Here is a 17359-nt window from a genome sequence, read left to right as displayed (position 1 = left end):
TAGTTGTACACAAGGTTGCGAATTGCCTTTCCGGTGTACGGTTTCGCCGGGTGCACAAGCGTCCGGTCTTTCGCTTTTTGGAGGAACCATGCCAGCAACCGAAATGCCCTTCAGCGCGCAGGAATATGCCGCTCGCCTCGAAAAGACCCGCAACGCCATGGAGGCGAAGGGTATCGACGTTCTGTTCGTGGAGGACCCTTCCAACATGGCCTGGCTGACCGGCTATGACGGATGGTCGTTCTATGTCCATCAGGGCGTGATCGTCTTCAAGGATGCCGACCCGCTCTGGTGGGGCCGGTCGATGGACGGGAACGGCGCCGTGCGCACCGTCTATATGGATGACGACCGGGTGCTGCGCTATCCCGACCACTATGTGCAGGCCAACACGCTGCATCCGATGCAGCATCTGGCCGAGATTCTGCGCGCGCATGGCTTTGGCAACAAGCGGATCGGCGTGGAGCTGGAAAACTACTATTTCTCCGCCAAGGCCTATCTTGTCCTGAAGGAAGAACTGCCGAACGCCACCTTTGTGGATGCGACGGCGCTGGTGAACTGGCAGCGGGCGGTGAAATCCGACGAGGAAATCGTCTTCATGCGCCGGGCAGCACGGATCTCCGAAAAGATGATCGACGGCATTGTCGAGCGCATCGAGCCGGGCCTGAAGAAGAACGATCTGGTGGCGGAAATCTATGCCGACGCTATCCGTGGGGTGGATGATGACTGGGGCGAATATCCGGCCATCGTGCCGCTACTGCCGACGGGCTCCGATGCCGCCGCACCGCATCTGACCTGGGACGGGCGGCGCTTCGAGCAGGGGCATGCGACCTTCTTCGAGATCGCCGGCTGCTATCGCCGCTACCACGCGCCGCTCTGCCGCACCGTGTTTCTCGGCACGCCGCCGCAGCACATGCTGGATGCGGAAAAAGCGCTGGTGGAAGGCATCGAGGCCGGGCTTGAGATCGCGCGGCCGGGCAACCGCGCAGGCCAGATCGCCGATGCGCTCTATGGCGCGCTGGAGCGGGCCGGCATCACGCGGGACGGGCGCTGCGGTTATCCGATCGGCATTTCCTATCCGCCAGACTGGGGCGAGCGCACAATCTCGCTGCGCCGTGAGGATGAAACGATTCTGGAAGCGGGCATGACCTTCCATTTCATGCCGGGCCTGTGGATGGCCGACTGGGGGCTGGAAATCACCGAAAGCATCCTGATCACCGAAGACGGGCCGGCCGAGGCGCTCTGTCGCCGCCCGCGCGAACTGATCGTGAAGAACTGATCCATGCGATCCGAAACGCTGGAAAACACGACGCGCATCCTGTCCGATCTGGTGGGGTTTCCCACCATTTCGGCGGACAGCAATCTGGAAATGATCGCCTATGCCAGCGAGCTTTTGAGCGCGCTCGGAGCAAGGCTTTCAATGACGCTGGACGAGAGCGGGCACAAGGCCAACCTGTTCGCCACGCTGGGGCCCGAAGGGGATGGCGGCATCGTGCTTTCGGGCCATTCCGACGTGGTGCCGGTGGAGGGGCAGGAGTGGACGAGCGATCCCTTTTCCATGCGTGAGGCGGATGGCAGGCTTTATGGGCGTGGCACCTGCGACATGAAGGGGTTCATCGCCTGCACGCTCGCCATGGCGCCGCACTTTGCCGAGCTGGACCTGAAACGGCCACTGCATTTCGCCTTCACCTATGACGAGGAGGTGGGGTGTTTTGGCGCGCGCGCGCTGGTGGAAGAGCTGGAGCGAGCCGAAGTGCGGCCCTCCGTCGCCATCATCGGTGAGCCGACCATGATGCGCATCATCGAAGGCCACAAGGGCTGTTTCGAATACACGACCGAGTTTCGCGGGCTTGCCGGCCATGCCTCTTCTCCTGAACGCGGCGTCAATGCGGTTGAATATGCGGTGCGCTATATTTCGCGGCTCATGGCGCTGGCCGAGGAGCTGAAGACGCGCGCGCCCAAGGGCAACCGCTTCGACCCGCCCTGGACGACGCTTCAGGTGGGCACGATCTCTGGCGGTGCGGCGCGCAACGTGATTGCCGACCACTGCTCCGTGGAATGGGAGATGCGCCCCGTGCGCAATGAGGATGCGGATTTTGTGAAAGACCGCATCCGCGCGTTTGTCGAATCCGAGCTGAAGCCAGCCATGAAGGCGGTTTTTGAGGGCGCTGACATCGTCACCCATGTTATCGGCGAGGTGGACGGGCTGGAGCCGGTAACCGAATCGGAAGCGCGCCAGATCGTTTCGGAGCTTACCGGCCTCACCGAGGCAGAAGTGGTGGCGTTCGGCACGGAGGCGGGGCTCTTCCAGAAAGCCGGAATTTCCTCCGTGATCTGCGGGCCGGGCTCCATCGAGCAGGCCCACAAGGCGGATGAATTCGTCTCGCTTGAACAGCTCGATCAATGCCTTGGCATGCTTGAACGGCTTGGCAGGAAGGTGAGCTGACGGCGATGGAGCCAGAGCGATGACAGGCGAGGCGCGCGCGCGGTTCGAGCGGATCTACACGCTTTTGCGTGAGCGCATATGCCTGCTCGACTATCCGCCGGGCATGCGGCTTCGCGAAGAGGATCTCGCCGAGGAATTCGACACCAGCCGAACGCCGATCCGCCGGGTTCTGGCGCGGCTCGAGGATGAGGGCTATCTGCGCTCTGTCCATGGCGTGGGAACCATGGTCACCGATATCGACATCGCCTCGCTTGAACAGGTCTATCGCCTGCGGGTGGAGCTTTCCGAGCTGATCGGCAAGCTTTCGCCAGTGCCCCCTGATGAAGACGCCAAACGCGCCTTCGCGACGATGAAGTCGCGCTGCGAGGAACTGGTCGGAACGCCCAGCCAGCGCGCCTTCGCGCAGCTCAATATGGATTTTTTTCATCTCCTGATGACGCTGACAGAAAACGAGCCGCTGCAGGAGTTTTCCGAGCGGCTCTATTATCAGACGACGAGGATCTGGCTGAAACGTGCGGCCGGCGAGGACGGCACGGAAGAAACGCTCGCAAGCGAGATCGGCTTTTTCCTGCGCGAAGTCTCCGACATTGCCGCAGCCGTTGCCTGCGGGGCGCTGGAGAGCGTCGGGCAGATCCGCCGTGCCCATGTGGCCATGAGTTTCGCTCGCCTGAAGAAAAGGGCAGGCGAAGAGGTGGAGGCAGCCTCTTTCTAGGAGGCCGCCTTTACCAGTGCGCTCAGATCGGGCAGGTCGGTTGCGCCGCCAACCCGCATGACGGCTTCGGCCCCGCAGCGATTGCCGGCTGCAAGGCATTGTTCAACCGGTTTTCCGGAAAGCCACGCATCGATGAAACCGGCATTGAACGCGTCTCCGGCGCCCGTGGAATCGATTACATTGACGGGCTGCGTCGGCATCGAGACGGTGGTTTCGGCGCTGATCGCGATGGACCCTTCCGGCCCGCGCTTGACGATTGTAAGCGGTGCGGGCGGTTTCTTTCCCGGGGAAATGGCAAGCCGCTGCGCTTCGGTTTCATTCGGCAGGAATATGTCCACGGCTCCGATCAGCGCGGCAAGATCATCGCGCGCCAGAACCGCATCGTCCCATGAACAGTCGAGCGAGATGGAAAGCCCTGCACCGCGCGCCTGTTCGATGAGGAAGGGCGCTTCGACCAGAGTAGCGAGCTCGCCGATATGGAGATGGGCGAAGTCACCGCTGGCAATGGCTTGCGTAAATGTTTCCGGCACGGCGGGACCGGCGCGGCGCGTGAGGAACGCGCGTTCGGTGCCCGATGTCATGGCCACGGTGATCTGCGGATCGAGCGTGTCGGGCATGGGCTGCGAGGCCGAAAGATCGACACCGCTTGCCTCAAGCTCTTTCATCAGTGCTGAGGCGAACGGCCCCGAAGGGAGTGCGGAAGCCAATGAGACCGGACGCCCGAGGGCGGCCACATAGGCCGCGGTGATGAACGCGCCACCGCCCGGCTTGATGGACAGGCCGCCGGCAAAAACTTCTTCACCTAACGTTGGCATTTTCGGCAGATCGGTAAAAATCAGATCGCAATAAAGCCGTCCCACGCTCAGGACGCGGCCCGACCGGTTGGCTTGCGTCACGGCAGCGCCTCCCCGGATTTGGCGTCAAACAAATGCATTTCGCCGGCCTTCGCCGTGAGTTTGACCGTGTCGCCGGCTTTCGGCGGTTTGCGGCCCGATGCCTTTGCGATCACCTCATGACCATTGACACCGACATAGACCAGCGTGTCGGCACCGAGCGGCTCGACGATGTTGACGGTGCCGGAGAAAAGCCCGTTGCCGCCGGTGACAACGAGATCGTCTGGCCGGATGCCAAGGATCACGTCGGCCCCTTCCGACGCGTTGCGTTCGGGCAGATCGATGCCGAGCCCGTCCCCGAGCTTTACGCCTTTTCCGACCCATTTGCCCGGCAGCATGTTCATGGATGGTGCCCCGATGAACTGGGCGACGAAGGTGTTTGCCGGCTTGTGATAAACCTCAAGCGGCGTGCCGACCTGCTGGATATAGCCATCCTTCATGATCACGATCCGGTCGGCCATGGTCATGGCTTCCACCTGGTCGTGCGTGACAAAAATGATTGTGTTTCCAACACGTTGGTGCAGCTTCTTGATTTCAAGCCGCATCTGAGTGCGCAGTTGGGCATCGAGATTGGAGAGCGGCTCGTCGAACAGAAAGACGGCGGGATCGCGCACCATGGCACGGCCGATGGCGACGCGCTGGCGCTGCCCGCCGGACAACTGGTTGGGGCGGCGCTCCAGAAGGTCGGTCATGCCGAGAATGGCGGCCACCTCGTCGATGCGCTTGTCCTTCGCCTCTTTCGAGAGCTTGGACGTGCGCAGGCCGAAGCCGATATTCTTGCGCACCGACATATGCGGATAGATGGCGTAGTTCTGGAACACCATGGCGATGTCGCGCTCCTTGGGCTCCAGATTGTTGACGAGGCGCTCGCCGATGTGGATTTCGCCGCCGCTGATCTCCTCAAGACCGGCAATCATGCGCAGAGTGGTGGACTTGCCGCAACCCGATGGGCCGACGAAGACGACGAATTCACCATCGGCCACGTCGAGATTGATGCCGTGAAGCACCTCGACCTTGCCGTAGGATTTGACGAGATTGCGAAGGGACAAGGTGGCCAAGGGTCTACTCCTGCAAGAGAGCGCCGAAGGCGGCATCGAGCGCGGCTCCGGCTTTTTCGGCGCGGGCAAGGTCCGCTGCCTGTTGTTCTGAAAGGCGGGTGAGGGTGGCGCGATAGGTTTCAATCGCCTCGTTCATGGCTCCGGGTCCCGGACCGCCGAAACGCTCGCGCACCGCTACGAAATGGCGCGCGCTGACGGCCTCGCCGTAGGCTGCGGGGTCGAGCGTGCTGTCGCGCCTGGTCAGTTCCCTGAAAGCCTTGGAGAAGGCTTCGAACCCTTCGCCGAGCGGTTTGCCGGCGGCGATGACGGCGCGGGCCGTGGCGGCGGCGATCTCATGCGCCTGCCGGAAGGACAGGTTTTCGCGGCGCACCAGCGTATCGGCGAGTTCCGTCACGGTGATGCAGGCGGCGTCGATGTTTCTGGCCACGCGCTCGCCGTCGATGGAAACGGCGCTGATCAGGGCTGCCAGAAGGTCGAGCACACGCGCGCCGCTCTGGAAAGCCGCATAGCCGGCCACCTGAACCTCGCCCTCGCTGTCATTCATGTCGGTGAAGGGCGTGTTGTGCATCGTGTTGACGACCGCATCCGCGCGCCCGCAGGTCATGGAGGCGAGATGGCGCAGATGCTCGATGGGCACCGGATTGCGCTTCTGCGGCATGATGGACGAAATCTGCACGAGGCTGCCGGGCACATGAAGCTGTCCCACCTCGAAGGCCGACCAGAACTGCATGTCCTGGATCAGGCGCCCGAGATGCAGGAAGGTGAGCTTCATCGCGCTGTAGAGGCCGGTCACATAGTCAACGGATGCAATACAGCCATAGGAATTGCGCAGCGGCTCGGAAAAGCCCAGCAGATCGGCCATGCGGGCGCGGTCGATGGGGAAGCCGCTGGTGGTGATGGCGGCAGCGCCCATCGGGCAATGGTCGATATTGGCGCGGGCCGCCTGAAGGCGCTCGATGTCGCGCAGAAGCACCTCGACGGCGGCCGACAGGTAGTGGCCGAAGGTCGAGGGCTGGGCCGGCTGGCCGTGCGTGTAGGCAACGATCAGCGTGTCGCGCTCGGCCTCGGCCTTGGCGATCAGGGCGGAGGCGAGGGCCTGCGCCTTTTCGATCAGCGTGTCGGCATGGGCTTTCAATGTGAGCTTGAAGACCGTGTGGTCCATGTCATTGCGCGAGCGGGCCGTGTGCAGCATGCCGGCGAGATCCGGTCCAAGCCGCTTTTTGAGCTCGGCCTCGACGAGGAAGAAATAGTCTTCCACCTCGCCGGTATAGGTGAGGGCGTCGACATCGACCGTCTCGTCAATGTCGACAAGGGCTGCGGCGATGCGGGTGGCATCATCCCGCGTCAGGATGCCCGTTTCGGTGAGCATCACCAGATGCGCCCGGTTGATGGCGCGGAACGCGCCGACATAGTTGGCCTTCACGCCTTCAAAGAGCGGTGCCAGAACCGTGTCCTTGTAGACGGGATGGGGGAATTTTTCGTTGAGGCTCATCGTGCGCTTATCCCTTGAGGCCGGCCATGACAACGCCGCGAATGATGAAGCGCTGGAAGATGAGGAAGACGACCAGCGTCGGCAGCGTGGAGATGGCGGCACCCGTCATGATCAGTTCCCAGGCCACGTCCACCTCGTCGCCGAAGCTCGAAAGCCCGACGGGCAGCGTGTACATCTCCACCGAGTTGGTGACGATCAACGGCCAGATGAAAGCGGTCCAGTTGCCGAGGAAGACGAAGATCGCGAGGGCGGCGAGCGCCGGGCGCACGAGCGGCATGGCCACCTGCCACCAGATCTGGAATTCGTTCAGCCCGTCGATGCGCGCAGCTTCCAGGAAATCGTCGGGAACGGTCTCGAAAAACTGCTTCATGAGGAAGGTGCCGAAGGCGGTCATGACCCCCGGGAACATGATGCCCCAATAGGTGTCGAGCCAGCCAAAGCTCTTGCTCATGAGATACCACGGGATGACCAGCATCTCGGTCGGGATCATGAGGGTGGAGAGAATGGCGATGAAGACCAGATAGCGGCCGGGAAACTTGAACTTACACAGCGCATAGCCCACCAGCGCGTCGAAGAAGACGGCGGATGCGGTGGTGATAATGGAGATCACCAGCGAGTTGACGAACCAGCGGTAGAAGCGTCCGTCTTCGAGCACATAGGTGTAGTTCTCGATCGTCGGTTCTTCGGGGATCAGGTTCAGATTGTAGACCTCGAAGGGAAATTTCAGCGAGGTGGAAACCATGAACACGATGGGCATGATCATGAGAATGCCGCCACCGAACAGGAGCGCCCAGCGAATGAACTGGCCCATATTGCGCCTGGAATTGCGCGAGGAACCGGAGAAAAGCGCGTCGGTGGAAGGCTTTACGGCGATGTCCTGACTGGCCATGTCAGCTATCCTTCAAAAGTCGAAGCTGGATCAGGCTGACGACCAGCAGAATGGTGAAGAGCACGACGGTCTGCGCTGCCGCATAGCCCATGTTGAAGCCGTTGAAGGCGGTGTCGTAGATCAAAAGCACCAGCGGCTTGGTGGAGTTCAGCGGACCGCCCGGATTGTTGGTGGTCATGTTGAACACCTGATCGAAGATCCGTAGGAAACCGATCGAGGAAAAGACCACGAGAAACACGATTGTCGGCTTCAGAAGCGGGATGGTGATCTCGGTGAGAACGGTCCATGTGGAGACGCCATCGATGCGCGCGGCCTCGTAATAGCTTTGCGGAATGGCGCGCAGTCCGGCCATGAAGATGATGACCTGAAAGCCGAGACCGGCCCAGACGGCGCAGGCCAGAACCGAGGGCAGGGCATTGGTTGTCGAGCTTAGAAACTCGATCTGGCTGATGCCGAAACTCGCCAGAAAATTGTTGAACACGCCGATGGGGACCGGCTGGTAGAACCAGCGCCAGACCCAGGCCATGGCCACCGCGCTTGTCATGAAGGGCAGGAAATAGAGTGCACGGATGGTGCCGTGCATGAAGCGCACCTTGTCGAGGTGATAGGCGATGATGAAGGACAGGACGAGGCTGACCGGCGTGCCCAGGATCAGATACATGAAAGTGTTCTTGAACACTTTCCAGAAGACCGGGTCGCTGAACAGCTTGGCGTAGTTTTCAAGGCCCACATATTTCCGATCGCCGAGCAGGTTCCATTCCTGAAAGGACAGAACGAAGGCATTGGCTGTCGGATAAAACCGGATGACGACGTAGAAGAGAACCGGCAGGGCAAGGAAAATCCAGGCCCAGACGATCTGCTTCTGCGAGATGGTGAGATTGTTGTAAAAGCGCATGGCCCCGTCCCGAAATTTCGATGGGCGTCCGGCGGACCGGACGCCCGAAAGGCCTTATTTCTTGTAGTATTCGTCGAGGATTTTCTGCTCTTCCTCGGCGGCCTGTGCGACGCTCTCTTCAAGCGCCTGGCCCTGCAGCTCGATGCGCTGCATCATGTCCACCATGGCCTGACGCTGGGCGCTCTCATTGGCAAAAACGGTGGTCTTTGCGTATTCCAGGCCCTTGATGAAGGGGCCGTAGACCGGATGATTGACGTTCTCGTCGGTCATGGCGGCAGACGGTTTGGCTGGCAGTTCGCCAACGGTCTCAAGCCAGATCTGCATGGCCTCGTCGGAGGTGAGATACTCCATGAACTTGACGGCAGCGTCGAATTTCTCGCCTTCCGCCTTGGAGGTGATCGCGTTCACCCAGTAGGAGGAATAGTTCGATTTGGTGCCGTCAGGACCGGCTGGAAGCTCGGCCACGCCCCATTTGAGGCCGCGCACGCTTTCAAGTGCGCCGATGCGGAAGGAGCCGTCAATGTGCATGCCGGCGCGACCGGCCTTGAAGGCGGCCTGCGGCTCATCCATGAAGGCAGCTTTGGTCACGCCATGCTTGGCCTGCAAATCATTATAGAAACCAAAGGCTTTCAGCCCGGCCTCATTGTTGTAGTTGACCGTCTTGTAGTCATCCAGATAGGGCTCGCCGCCGAACTGGCGGATCAGCACTTCGCGGATCCAGTGGTGATCTTGCGCGGTCATGCCGGTGGTCAGACCGACGGCGGTGAGATTGCCGGCACCATCCTTCTTGGTGAGTTTCTTGGCGGTTTCGACAAGCTCGTCGAGATTGGCGGGCGGGTTCTCGATGCCGGCTTCTTCGAACATGCGCTCATTGTAGAACAGCGCCAGCGAGCGCACTGCTGTGGGCAGGGCCCAGTAGCTGTCGCCCATCCGCATGGCTTTCACCATGGGGAAAAACTCTTCCTCGATCTTTTCCGGCGGGAATGTATCGGCTGGCAGCGGCTGGATGAGCTCGGCTTCCACATAGTCATTGAGCCAGCCATAGAAGAGCTGGACGACATCCGGGCCCTGACCGGCGGGAATGGCAGCCGCCACCTTGGTGCGGTAGCTGTCATAGGGGAAATGCGTCATCTTGACGGTGATGTCGGGATTGGCTGCCTCGAAATTCTCGATCAGCTTGTCCATCGCATCGACGCGCGCTTCGAAGAAATACTGCCAGTACTCGATCTCGACCGCTGATGCGCCACCCGTGCCAGCCGCCATGGTCATGGCTGCCGTGGCGGCACCCAGCATGAAAGTGCGTAGTCTGTTGCGTTTCATTCTGCTTGCTCCCTTTGATTGCTGCCCGGAATGTAGCCAGCCAGCCTGTCACCCTCTGATCACCCGTCTCAACGAGGCGGCATGTCCATCCACCGACGATTAACTCAATCAAGTTGAACATTCAAGTTAGTTGAATTAATAAGCCCATATGAAGATCAACAATCCACGGCGCATTGTCGGATCGAACGCTGAACGCACCCGGCTTCACAACCGTCAGGTGGTGTTGGGCCACGTGCGTGAGCGGCAACCGATCGGGCGTGCGGAGATTGCGCGCATATCGGGCCTGTCGACACAGGCCGTGAGCAACATCATTGCCGAACTGGAGGAAGACAGGCTTCTGATCGAAGCCGGGCGGCAGTCGGAGGGGCGGGGGTTGCCGGTTCTGAAATACCGGCTCAATGCGGACGGCGCGGTGGCGCTCGGCATCGAGGTCAGGCCCGACGCGATGTTTGGCGCACTGGTGAACCTCGAAGGCGAGACGCTGTTCACCACCCGCGAGGCATTGTCGGACAATGCACCGTCCACAGTCGTTTCGGTGGCCCGGCGCATTCGTGCCAGCGCGCTTGAGGGGCGTTGTGGCAAGGCCCAGAGGATTCTTGGGGCCGGCGTCGTGATGCCTGGTCCCTTCGGCAAGGTTGGAATTTCAGGCGCGGGTCAATCGGCGCTTCATGGCTGGGAGGAAAGCGATCCCGTTGCCGTGTTCGAGGAAGCGCTCGATATGCCCGTGGTCGTTGAAAACGACGCGACGGCTGCTGCCGTGGCCGAGCGCGTGCGCGGCGTCGCAACGGGGCTTCGCACCTTCTGCTTTCTCTATTTCGGAGCCGGGCTGGGGCTGGGCGTGGTCGCCGAGGGCGAGGTCCAGCGTGGCGCCTTCGGCAATGCGGGTGAAATCGGCCATGTCATTGTCCGGCCCGGCGGGCGGCTTTGTGCCTGCGGGAACCATGGCTGCCTCGAAACCTATGCAAGCCGCATTGCTGCGCGCAGCAAGCTCGCGGGTGCGGGCATCGAAATCGGCAGCGCTTCCGACATCGAAAACCTCTACAAAGCGGGCAACGCGCATTTGATGGAGTGGATCGAAGAGGCTTCAGGTCCGCTCTCGCAGGCCGTTGGCCTGATCGAAAACCTCTTCGATCCCGAAACCGTCATTCTTGGCGGTGCCATGCCGGATGCCGTTCTCGATCACCTCATTGCCACGCTCGATCTTCCCGGCGGCTCCGTTGCTGCGCGGGCCGGACGGAGCACGCCGCGCGTTCAGCGCGGTGCCTGCGGGCGCCTCACCGCCGCTCTCGGCGGGGCAGCACTCGTCATTCACGACACCATCACACCGCGCATTGCCGCAAAAACTTGATTCTCTGGGAGGTTCACAAATGCCCGTTTCCGATCAGGAGCGCATCGCCGCGCAGGTGCGCAATCCGCGCATCGTCAGGCTCTGGCAGGCGCTCGCGCCGCTGAAATCCTGCGTCTCCTTCATGAACACGGGCGCGCATCCCGATGACGAGACGTCGGAAATGCTGGCGGCTCTGGCCCTGCGCGACGGCATTGCGATCTCCTTTGCCTGCGCCAATCGCGGCGAGGGCGGACAGAACGCCATCGGCTCCGAGGTGACACATGATCTGGGCGTGGTGCGCACGGCGGAAATGGAGCGCGCCGCCGAAGTGCTGAACCTCAATCTCTATTGGCTATCGGAAACGCCCGACGACACGATCTTCGATTTCGGCTTTTCAAAACGCGGCACCGAGACACTTGAAAAATGGGGTCGTGAGCGCACGCTCAAACGCTTTGTCGAGATCATCCGCACGGAGCGACCCGATATCATCTGCCCCACATTCCTGGATGTTCCTGGGCAGCACGGGCATCACCGGGCGATGACTGAGCTTGCCCATGACGTGATGAGCGCGGCCGCCGATCCGGCATTTCCGGGCGTGGATCTGCCGGTGTGGCAGGTGAAGAAGCTCTACCTTCCCGCATGGTCAGGAGCGGGAGACAATTACGATGACGACCTGCCGCCGCCCAGCGCCACGCTGACAGTCAGGGGCACCGGACAAGACCCGGTAACGGGCTGGAGCTGGGCGCAGATCGGTGAACAGTCGCGCGCTTTCCATCTGACGCAGGGGATGGGGCGCTGGGTGCCGAATGGTAAGGAGCGCGACTGGCCACTGCATCTGGTGCGGTCCGAGGTGGACGGGCCGGACAAGCAGATCACGGACGGGCTGCCTGCAACGCTGGCTGATCTGGCTTCCTTTGCCGGTGCGCCTGAAATTGCCGATGATCTTCAAGCGGCGCACTCGGCCTGTGATGCAGCATTCGAGGCATTTCCGGATATGGAAGAGGTGGCGCGTCAGGCGGCCTTGGCCCTCAAGGCGGTGCGTGCTGCCCGCGATGCCTGCCCCGACAAGGCACGTGAAGAGGTGCAGCACCGCCTCGCGGCAAAGGAAGTGCAGCTGTCTCACATCATGCGGATTGCCACTGGTGTGGAGGTGCGCGCCCGGCTTGAACGCGATGTTCTGCGTCCGGGCGACAGTGTCGCGCTGGCGATTGAAAGCTCCGGTCCCGTTGCGGAGGTGGCGCCGGTTCTGCCGAAGGGCTGGCGCTTTGCAGATGGCCTTGTGCAGGTGCCGGTGGATGCCGAAGGCACGGATTGCTATCCGGCCACATATCGACCCGGTGTGGGACGCCTGCCGGCCATTCGTGTCGGTGTGACCGTCGATGGCGTTTCTTCTGAAACACTTTTGCCGCTGGAGCGGGCACCGGTCGTGCTTCCTGCACGGTCGGCAACACTTTCTCCCGACCGTGCTTTGATCAATGCCGCCTCGAAAATGCGCCAGATCGATCTGCGCGTTTCCGAGCTTTTTCCTCAGTCGGGAAAAGGGGGGCTGGATTTGCCGCCCGGCTGGAGCGCGACACCCGCCACCGGCGGTTTCCTTGTGGAGGCGCCGCGGGATGTTGCGGCCGGCCTTTATGATCTTTCCCTAAAGATTGACGGGGCACCTGCTGAAACCGTCAAGCGGATTGCCTATGCACATACCGGTGAACGCGCGCGGGTATTTCCTGCACAATTGTCGGTGCGGGTTCTGGATGTGGCGCTGCCAAATGTGCGGATCGGCTATGTCGGTGGCGGCAACGACCGGGTGGGACACTGGCTAAGGGCTCTCGGACTCGATGTAATCGAACTGGGGGACGGCGAGCTCACGGAAGACGGCCTGAAAGACATGGACACATTGGTGGTGGGCATTTTTGCCATGCGCGCGCGAGCGGCGCTCAAAAATGCCATGCCTCTGGTTCATCGCTGGGTGGAGAATGGCGGCAATCTCGTCACGCTTTATCACCGCCCGTGGGACGACTGGGATCCGGAAAGCGTGCCGCCGCGCCGGCTGGAAATCGGCAAACCGTCGCTGCGCTGGCGGGTGACGGACGAGAATGCTGAGGTATCGCATCTCCTGCCCGGCCATCCGTTGCTCAACACGCCAAACCGCATCACGGATGAGGACTGGAAGGGCTGGCACAAGGAGCGCGGGCTTTATTTTGCCAAGAGCTGGGATGAGGCCTATGAGCCGCTTCTCTCCATGGCCGATCCCGATGAGGCGGCCCATGAGGGCGCGCTCCTTTCGGCTCGCATCGGCAAGGGACGGCACACGCATGTGGCGCTTATCCTGCACCACCAAATGGAGAAGCTGGTGCCCGGCGCGTTCCGCCTGATGGCGAACCTCGTGGCAAGGCCGTGAGCGCAGGCGCTACGGCAAAGGACAATCTGCGCGCCGGCGCCTGGCTTCTGGCGGATATGGGCCTCAACATCTGGGCCATATCCATTGTCAAGGCGCTGGGCGCGGGCTATCCGCCGTGGCAGCTCGTCTTTCTGCGCGCGCTGGTCGGGTTCTGCCTGATTTTTCCATGGCTCGCGCGTCAGCGGCATGTTCTGTGGTCGATCGACCGCGTGTCATTGCATCTCTTTCGGGTTTTCCTGTCGGCTGTGGCGCTCACCGGTGGTTTCTATGCCGTCGCGCATCTGCCGCTGGCGCTCTACATGACCATGAATTTCACGCGGCCCGTGGTGCTGGTGGCGCTCTCGGCCCTGATCCTGCGCGAAGCGGTTTCAGGCTCGCGCTGGCTGGCGGCGGGACTGGGGCTCGTGGGGGCTTTCATCGCCGCAAGTCCGGGCAACGTGCCGTGGACGCCGGCGCTTCTGGCGGCGCTTGCTGCCGTTTTGGCGGGGACGGGGGCCATCATCGTCACACGGCAGCTCAAGGGCACGCCGCCGGTCGTCATGATGCTGTTTTATACGGGTGGGCTGGCGCTCATCACCGCCTGGCCGGCGCTCTCTGGCTGGCAGCCGGTTGCGGCAGGGCATTGGCCGTTTCTTTTGGCGGTGGGCGTGTTTTCGCAGGCCGCGCAATTCTGCTTTCTGCGCGCCCACTGGCTGGGCGATGCCGGGTTTTTGGGGCCACTCGGCTATTCGAGCCTCATTCTGTCCGGGCTTGTCGGCTATGTCTTCTTTGGCGAAATCCCCAGTCTCAACACGGTGATCGGTGCGTTGATCATTGTGCTTGCAACAGGGTTTCTCACATTGAGAACGGCGCGGCTCAGGAGCCACGCCGCCTCGGGAAGCTGAAAGGCGATTCAGCTCAGTCTGGGTCGGAACCTTCGGCGATGGCCTCGTCTGCGATCTTCGGGCGGAAATAGCGCCCCACGATCAGCGGCAGGACAAAGCCGACAATGGCAAAGGCCCAAAGGCCGATGGCCAGCCATGAGTTGAACAGCATCGTCCAGTCGCCGTCATGAATGGTCATGGCGCGGCGCAGGTTCTTCTCCATCTGATCGCCAAGCAAGACGCCGAGAATGATCGGCACCAACGGCACGTCGAGCTTGCGCAGGACCCAGCCCATCACGCCGAAGATGACCATCACCACCAGATCGAAGGTGGACCCGGAAATGCCGTAGATGCCGACGAAGGAAATCATCGCCACGGCGGGCATCAGATAGCGTGTCGGGATCAGAAGAACCCGCACGAAGAGTGAGACCAGCGGCAGGTTCATGGCCAGAAGCATGATGTTGCCGATAAAGAGGGCCGCAATCAGACCCCAGACCACATCCGGGTTCTGCTGGAAGAGCAGGGGGCCGGGCGTGATGTTGAGCGCAAGCAGCATGGCAAGCAGCACGGCCGTCGTGCCGGAACCGGGGACGCCGAGTGCGAGCATGGGCACGAGCGCGCCGCCGGCGGCCGAATTGTTGCCGGCCTCCGGTGCTGCCACACCACGCGGATCGCCCTTTCCGAACGTTCCCTTGCGGTCGGAGATGCGCTTTTCGAATGTGTAGGAAATGAAGGAGCCGAGCGAGGCGCCTGCCCCCGGCAGGACACCGGCGATGAAGCCGAAGATTGTCGACCGGCCCATTGCAGGCAGTGTTTCACGCACCATCTTCCACGGCGGCACGATGCGGCCCACTTTTACCGCCTTGTCGTCCGCGCCGCTGCCGGCACGATGCTCCAGAAAGATGAAGACTTCCGAGAGCGCGAACAGGCCGACAATGGCGACAAGGAAGTCGATCCCGTCGTATAGGTGCACTTCACCAAAGGAGAAACGCGGGACGCCCGTCTGGCCATCGACGCCGATGGTGGCGATGCCGAGACCGATGACCGCTGCGAGCGCGGCCTTGGCCTGGTTGCGGCTGGCGATGCCGCCAAGCGTGGCGAAAGCGAGAACGAAGAGCGCGAAATATTCCGCCGGGCCGAACAGGAGCGCGACCTTGACGAGCTGCGGTGCCAGGAAGACCAGCCCCCATGTGGCGAAGAAGGCACCGATGAAGGAGGCGAGACCGGAAATGGCGAGCGCCTCGCCAGCCTTGCCTGCCTTGGCCATCGGGTGCCCGTCGAGCGTTGTCATCAGCGCTGGTTCGTCGCCTGGAATGTTGAGCAGGATTGACGAGATGCGCCCGCCATACATGGCGCCGTAATAGACGCTGGTGAGAAGGATGAGCGCCGGTGTGGCCGGCAGGCCGAGCGTGAAGGCGAGCGGTATGAGGATCGCAACGCCGTTTGAAGGACCAAGACCCGGCAGGGCGCCGATGATGGTGCCGAGAAAGCAGCCGATCAGCGCCAGCATGAGGTTTTGCCAGGTCAGCGCGACGGCAAACCCGTCTGCGAGTGATGCCAGTGTGTCCATTTTGGGCCTCCCGCCTCAGAAGCCCCAGGGGCCGCGTGCCAGCGACAGCCCCAGGACAAGATGGAAAATGACATAGATGCCGACGGCGATGAGCACACCGGCGATGATGGCCGAAACCGGGTTGGAACCCAGCCGCCAGGAGAGGTAGCTCGCCGCAACCGCGGTGCAGGCGACAAAGCCGTAATCCTTGAGAAAAAGCGCATAGGCGATCATCACGGCAGTTGCCATGCCGATCTCGAAAAGGCGCGCGAAGGTGGGCCATTCGGGTTCGGTGTCCGGCTTGAGCACTATGATCGCGCTGGAGATCGCCAGTACGGTGCCGATCATGAATGGAAAGGCTTTGGGTCCGAACGGATCGGAAATGAAGCTCAGCTCGATCTGCGTTGCCTGCCAGATATAGAAGACAGCGAGAAGAAAGCCGAAGACCCCGAAGATGCGGTCGCTCATGACGGACACGCTCCCCTGATTGTTCTCGATACAATTCGGGCCTGCGGGATGCTCCCGGCAGGCCCGAGCGTGTTTTCGGATGGTTACTTCACGATACCGATCTGCTTCGACAGATCGGTGATGGAATCGATGGATTCCTTCACGAAGGCCTGGAATTCGTCGCCCTGAAGATCAAGCGGGGCAAGGCCGTTCTGAGCCATGATCTCTTTCCACTCGTCGGACGAATAGACCTTGCTGACGGCATCGACCCAATAGGCATAAGCTTCATCGGACATGTCGCCAGGCGCATAAAAGCCGCGCCAGTTGGCGCCGATCACGTCGATGCCCTGTTCCTTTGCCGTGGGGAAGGACGAGAAATCGCCTTCAAGGCGCTCCGGTGCAAGGACCGCAATGACCTTGATGTCGCCGGAATCGACAAATCCCTTGGCTTCCGATGCGTCACCGGTAAAGGCCTGCACGGAACCGGCCAGAAGCTGGGTAACCGCCTCGCCGCCGCCATCAAATGCAACGTATTTCACCTGGCGGACATCCTCGACACCAGCCTTGGATGCAGCGATGAGCACCTTGAGATGATCCCAGCCACCCACAGCCGAACCGCCGGCAACCGACACAGATGAGGGGTCTGCCTTGATTTTCTCCATGAGCTCGGGAAGCGTGTTGATCGGCGAATCCTTGGCGACCGCGATCACTCCGTAATCGGCGCCAACCGAGCCGATCCAGCGCACCTGATCCATGGTGTTGCCCGGAAACGCGCCCTGCGCAAGGCGTGTCGCGGTCGCCGAAGAGGCTGCCACGATCAGGTTGTTTTCGGAATTGCGTTTGCCGACCACTTCCGCAAAGGCAACGCCGCCGCCGCCGCCGGCGATGTTGGACACCTGCATCGTGCCGGGCACGAGGTCGAGATCCTGCAAGGTCTTGCCCACCTGGCGGCAGGTGAAATCCCAACCGCCGCCGGGATTGGCAGGCGCAATGCATTCGGTGTTGTTGGGCTCAAACGCAAAGGCCGACAGGCTGGATGCGAGCGTGAAGACGGCCGCAAGGCCGAGCAGCTTTTTCAT

The 17359-nt window shown here is 61.7% G+C and carries 15 protein-coding genes; 6 read left to right on the top strand and 9 right to left on the bottom strand.

The genetic code is table 11. The features are described from left to right. The first annotated feature begins 88 nt into the window (after positions 1–88). From doeA to H7H48_RS01200, 3 genes are read left to right on the top strand one after another with little or no spacing between them, the layout of a single operon-like run. Positions 89–1273 carry an ectoine hydrolase DoeA gene (doeA, locus tag H7H48_RS01210; protein ID WP_229447010.1) on the top strand — a complete coding sequence of 395 codons (1185 nt, stop codon included), beginning with the start codon at positions 89–91 and terminating at the stop codon, positions 1271–1273. 3 nt (positions 1274–1276) lie between these two features. Further along, positions 1277–2440 carry an acetylornithine deacetylase gene (gene argE / locus H7H48_RS01205; RefSeq protein WP_229447009.1) on the top strand — a complete coding sequence of 388 codons (1164 nt, stop codon included), beginning with the start codon at positions 1277–1279 and terminating at the stop codon, positions 2438–2440. 19 nt (positions 2441–2459) lie between these two features. Beyond that, complete coding sequence (locus H7H48_RS01200; protein WP_229447008.1) at positions 2460–3152, top strand: GntR family transcriptional regulator; 693 nt, start codon at positions 2460–2462, stop codon at positions 3150–3152. On the opposite strand, the gene H7H48_RS01195 is transcribed toward H7H48_RS01200, so the two are convergent. From H7H48_RS01195 to H7H48_RS01170, 6 genes are all read right to left on the bottom strand, one after another. Next, positions 3149–4048, bottom strand: coding sequence for a carbohydrate kinase family protein (locus tag H7H48_RS01195; RefSeq protein ID WP_229447007.1), 900 nt, complete (start codon positions 4046–4048; stop codon positions 3149–3151). The two genes, H7H48_RS01200 and H7H48_RS01195, sit on opposite strands and share 4 nt — an antisense overlap. After that, entirely contained in the window at positions 4045–5103 is a 1059-nt protein-coding gene (locus H7H48_RS01190) for an ABC transporter ATP-binding protein (RefSeq protein ID WP_229447006.1), read from the bottom strand. Before H7H48_RS01190 ends, H7H48_RS01195 begins: the two co-directional genes overlap by 4 nt. Positions 5104–5107: 4 nt before the next feature. After that, complete coding sequence (argH, locus tag H7H48_RS01185) at positions 5108–6595, bottom strand: argininosuccinate lyase (RefSeq protein WP_229447005.1); 1488 nt, start codon at positions 6593–6595, stop codon at positions 5108–5110. A 7-nt stretch (positions 6596–6602) separates the two neighbouring features. After that, complete coding sequence (locus H7H48_RS01180; RefSeq protein WP_246637979.1) at positions 6603–7406, bottom strand: carbohydrate ABC transporter permease; 804 nt, start codon at positions 7404–7406, stop codon at positions 6603–6605. Between the two features lie 79 nt (positions 7407–7485). Continuing rightward, positions 7486–8379 carry a carbohydrate ABC transporter permease gene (locus H7H48_RS01175; RefSeq protein WP_090326116.1) on the bottom strand — a complete coding sequence of 298 codons (894 nt, stop codon included), beginning with the start codon at positions 8377–8379 and terminating at the stop codon, positions 7486–7488. Between the two features lie 54 nt (positions 8380–8433). Further along, complete coding sequence (locus tag H7H48_RS01170; RefSeq protein WP_229447004.1) at positions 8434–9699, bottom strand: extracellular solute-binding protein; 1266 nt, start codon at positions 9697–9699, stop codon at positions 8434–8436. Between the two features lie 148 nt (positions 9700–9847). On the opposite strand from H7H48_RS01170, the gene H7H48_RS01165 reads away from it, so the two are divergent. Genes H7H48_RS01165 through H7H48_RS01155 form a run of 3 tightly spaced genes read left to right on the top strand, consistent with a single transcriptional unit; the run spans position 9848 to position 14305 of the window. Next, positions 9848–11047, top strand: coding sequence for an ROK family transcriptional regulator (locus H7H48_RS01165; protein ID WP_229447003.1), 1200 nt, complete (start codon positions 9848–9850; stop codon positions 11045–11047). Positions 11048–11066: 19 nt separating this feature from the next. After that, on the top strand, positions 11067–13421 hold the full coding sequence (locus H7H48_RS01160) for a PIG-L family deacetylase (protein WP_229447002.1): 2355 nt from the start codon (positions 11067–11069) through the stop codon (positions 13419–13421). Then, on the top strand, positions 13418–14305 hold the full coding sequence (locus tag H7H48_RS01155; RefSeq protein WP_229447001.1) for a DMT family transporter: 888 nt from the start codon (positions 13418–13420) through the stop codon (positions 14303–14305). The genes H7H48_RS01160 and H7H48_RS01155 overlap by 4 nt, the downstream gene beginning before the upstream one ends. A gap of 13 nt (positions 14306–14318) precedes the next feature. Here the strand turns inward: H7H48_RS01155 and H7H48_RS01150 are convergent, their stop codons facing one another. The 3 genes from H7H48_RS01150 to H7H48_RS01140 form a co-directional block, all read right to left on the bottom strand. Then, positions 14319–15854, bottom strand: a complete 1536-nt coding sequence (locus tag H7H48_RS01150; protein ID WP_229447000.1) for a tripartite tricarboxylate transporter permease — start codon at positions 15852–15854, stop codon at positions 14319–14321. A 15-nt stretch (positions 15855–15869) separates the two neighbouring features. Then, positions 15870–16301 (bottom strand): tripartite tricarboxylate transporter TctB family protein, encoded by a 432-nt coding sequence (locus H7H48_RS01145; RefSeq protein ID WP_229446999.1) that lies wholly within the window; start codon positions 16299–16301, stop codon positions 15870–15872. An 83-nt stretch (positions 16302–16384) separates the two neighbouring features. After that, a complete protein-coding gene (locus tag H7H48_RS01140; RefSeq protein ID WP_229446998.1) occupies positions 16385–17359 on the bottom strand; it encodes a tripartite tricarboxylate transporter substrate binding protein in 975 nt (324 codons plus the stop codon).

This window comes from Nitratireductor sp. B36, from assembly GCF_020833685.1.
Classification (GTDB): domain Bacteria; phylum Pseudomonadota; class Alphaproteobacteria; order Rhizobiales; family Rhizobiaceae; genus Nitratireductor.
Note: the sequence above shows the minus strand (reverse complement) of the source record. Positions and strands in the feature narration are given on the sequence as shown.

Coding starts and splice junctions, on each gene's coding strand:
- doeA (WP_229447010.1), top strand. CDS start 89: ATGCCAGCAACCGAAATGCCCTTCAGCGCGCAGGAATATGCCGCTCGC.
- argE (WP_229447009.1), top strand. CDS start 1,277: ATGCGATCCGAAACGCTGGAAAACACGACGCGCATCCTGTCCGATCTG.
- H7H48_RS01200 (WP_229447008.1), top strand. CDS start 2,460: ATGACAGGCGAGGCGCGCGCGCGGTTCGAGCGGATCTACACGCTTTTG.
- argH (WP_229447005.1), bottom strand. CDS start 6,595: ATGAGCCTCAACGAAAAATTCCCCCATCCCGTCTACAAGGACACGGTT.
- H7H48_RS01180 (WP_246637979.1), bottom strand. CDS start 7,406: ATGGGCCAGTTCATTCGCTGGGCGCTCCTGTTCGGTGGCGGCATTCTC.
- H7H48_RS01175 (WP_090326116.1), bottom strand. CDS start 8,379: ATGCGCTTTTACAACAATCTCACCATCTCGCAGAAGCAGATCGTCTGG.
- H7H48_RS01170 (WP_229447004.1), bottom strand. CDS start 9,699: ATGAAACGCAACAGACTACGCACTTTCATGCTGGGTGCCGCCACGGCA.
- H7H48_RS01165 (WP_229447003.1), top strand. CDS start 9,848: ATGAAGATCAACAATCCACGGCGCATTGTCGGATCGAACGCTGAACGC.
- H7H48_RS01160 (WP_229447002.1), top strand. CDS start 11,067: ATGCCCGTTTCCGATCAGGAGCGCATCGCCGCGCAGGTGCGCAATCCG.
- H7H48_RS01150 (WP_229447000.1), bottom strand. CDS start 15,854: ATGGACACACTGGCATCACTCGCAGACGGGTTTGCCGTCGCGCTGACC.
- H7H48_RS01145 (WP_229446999.1), bottom strand. CDS start 16,301: ATGAGCGACCGCATCTTCGGGGTCTTCGGCTTTCTTCTCGCTGTCTTC.
- H7H48_RS01140 (WP_229446998.1), bottom strand. CDS start 17,359: ATGAAAAAGCTGCTCGGCCTTGCGGCCGTCTTCACGCTCGCATCCAGC.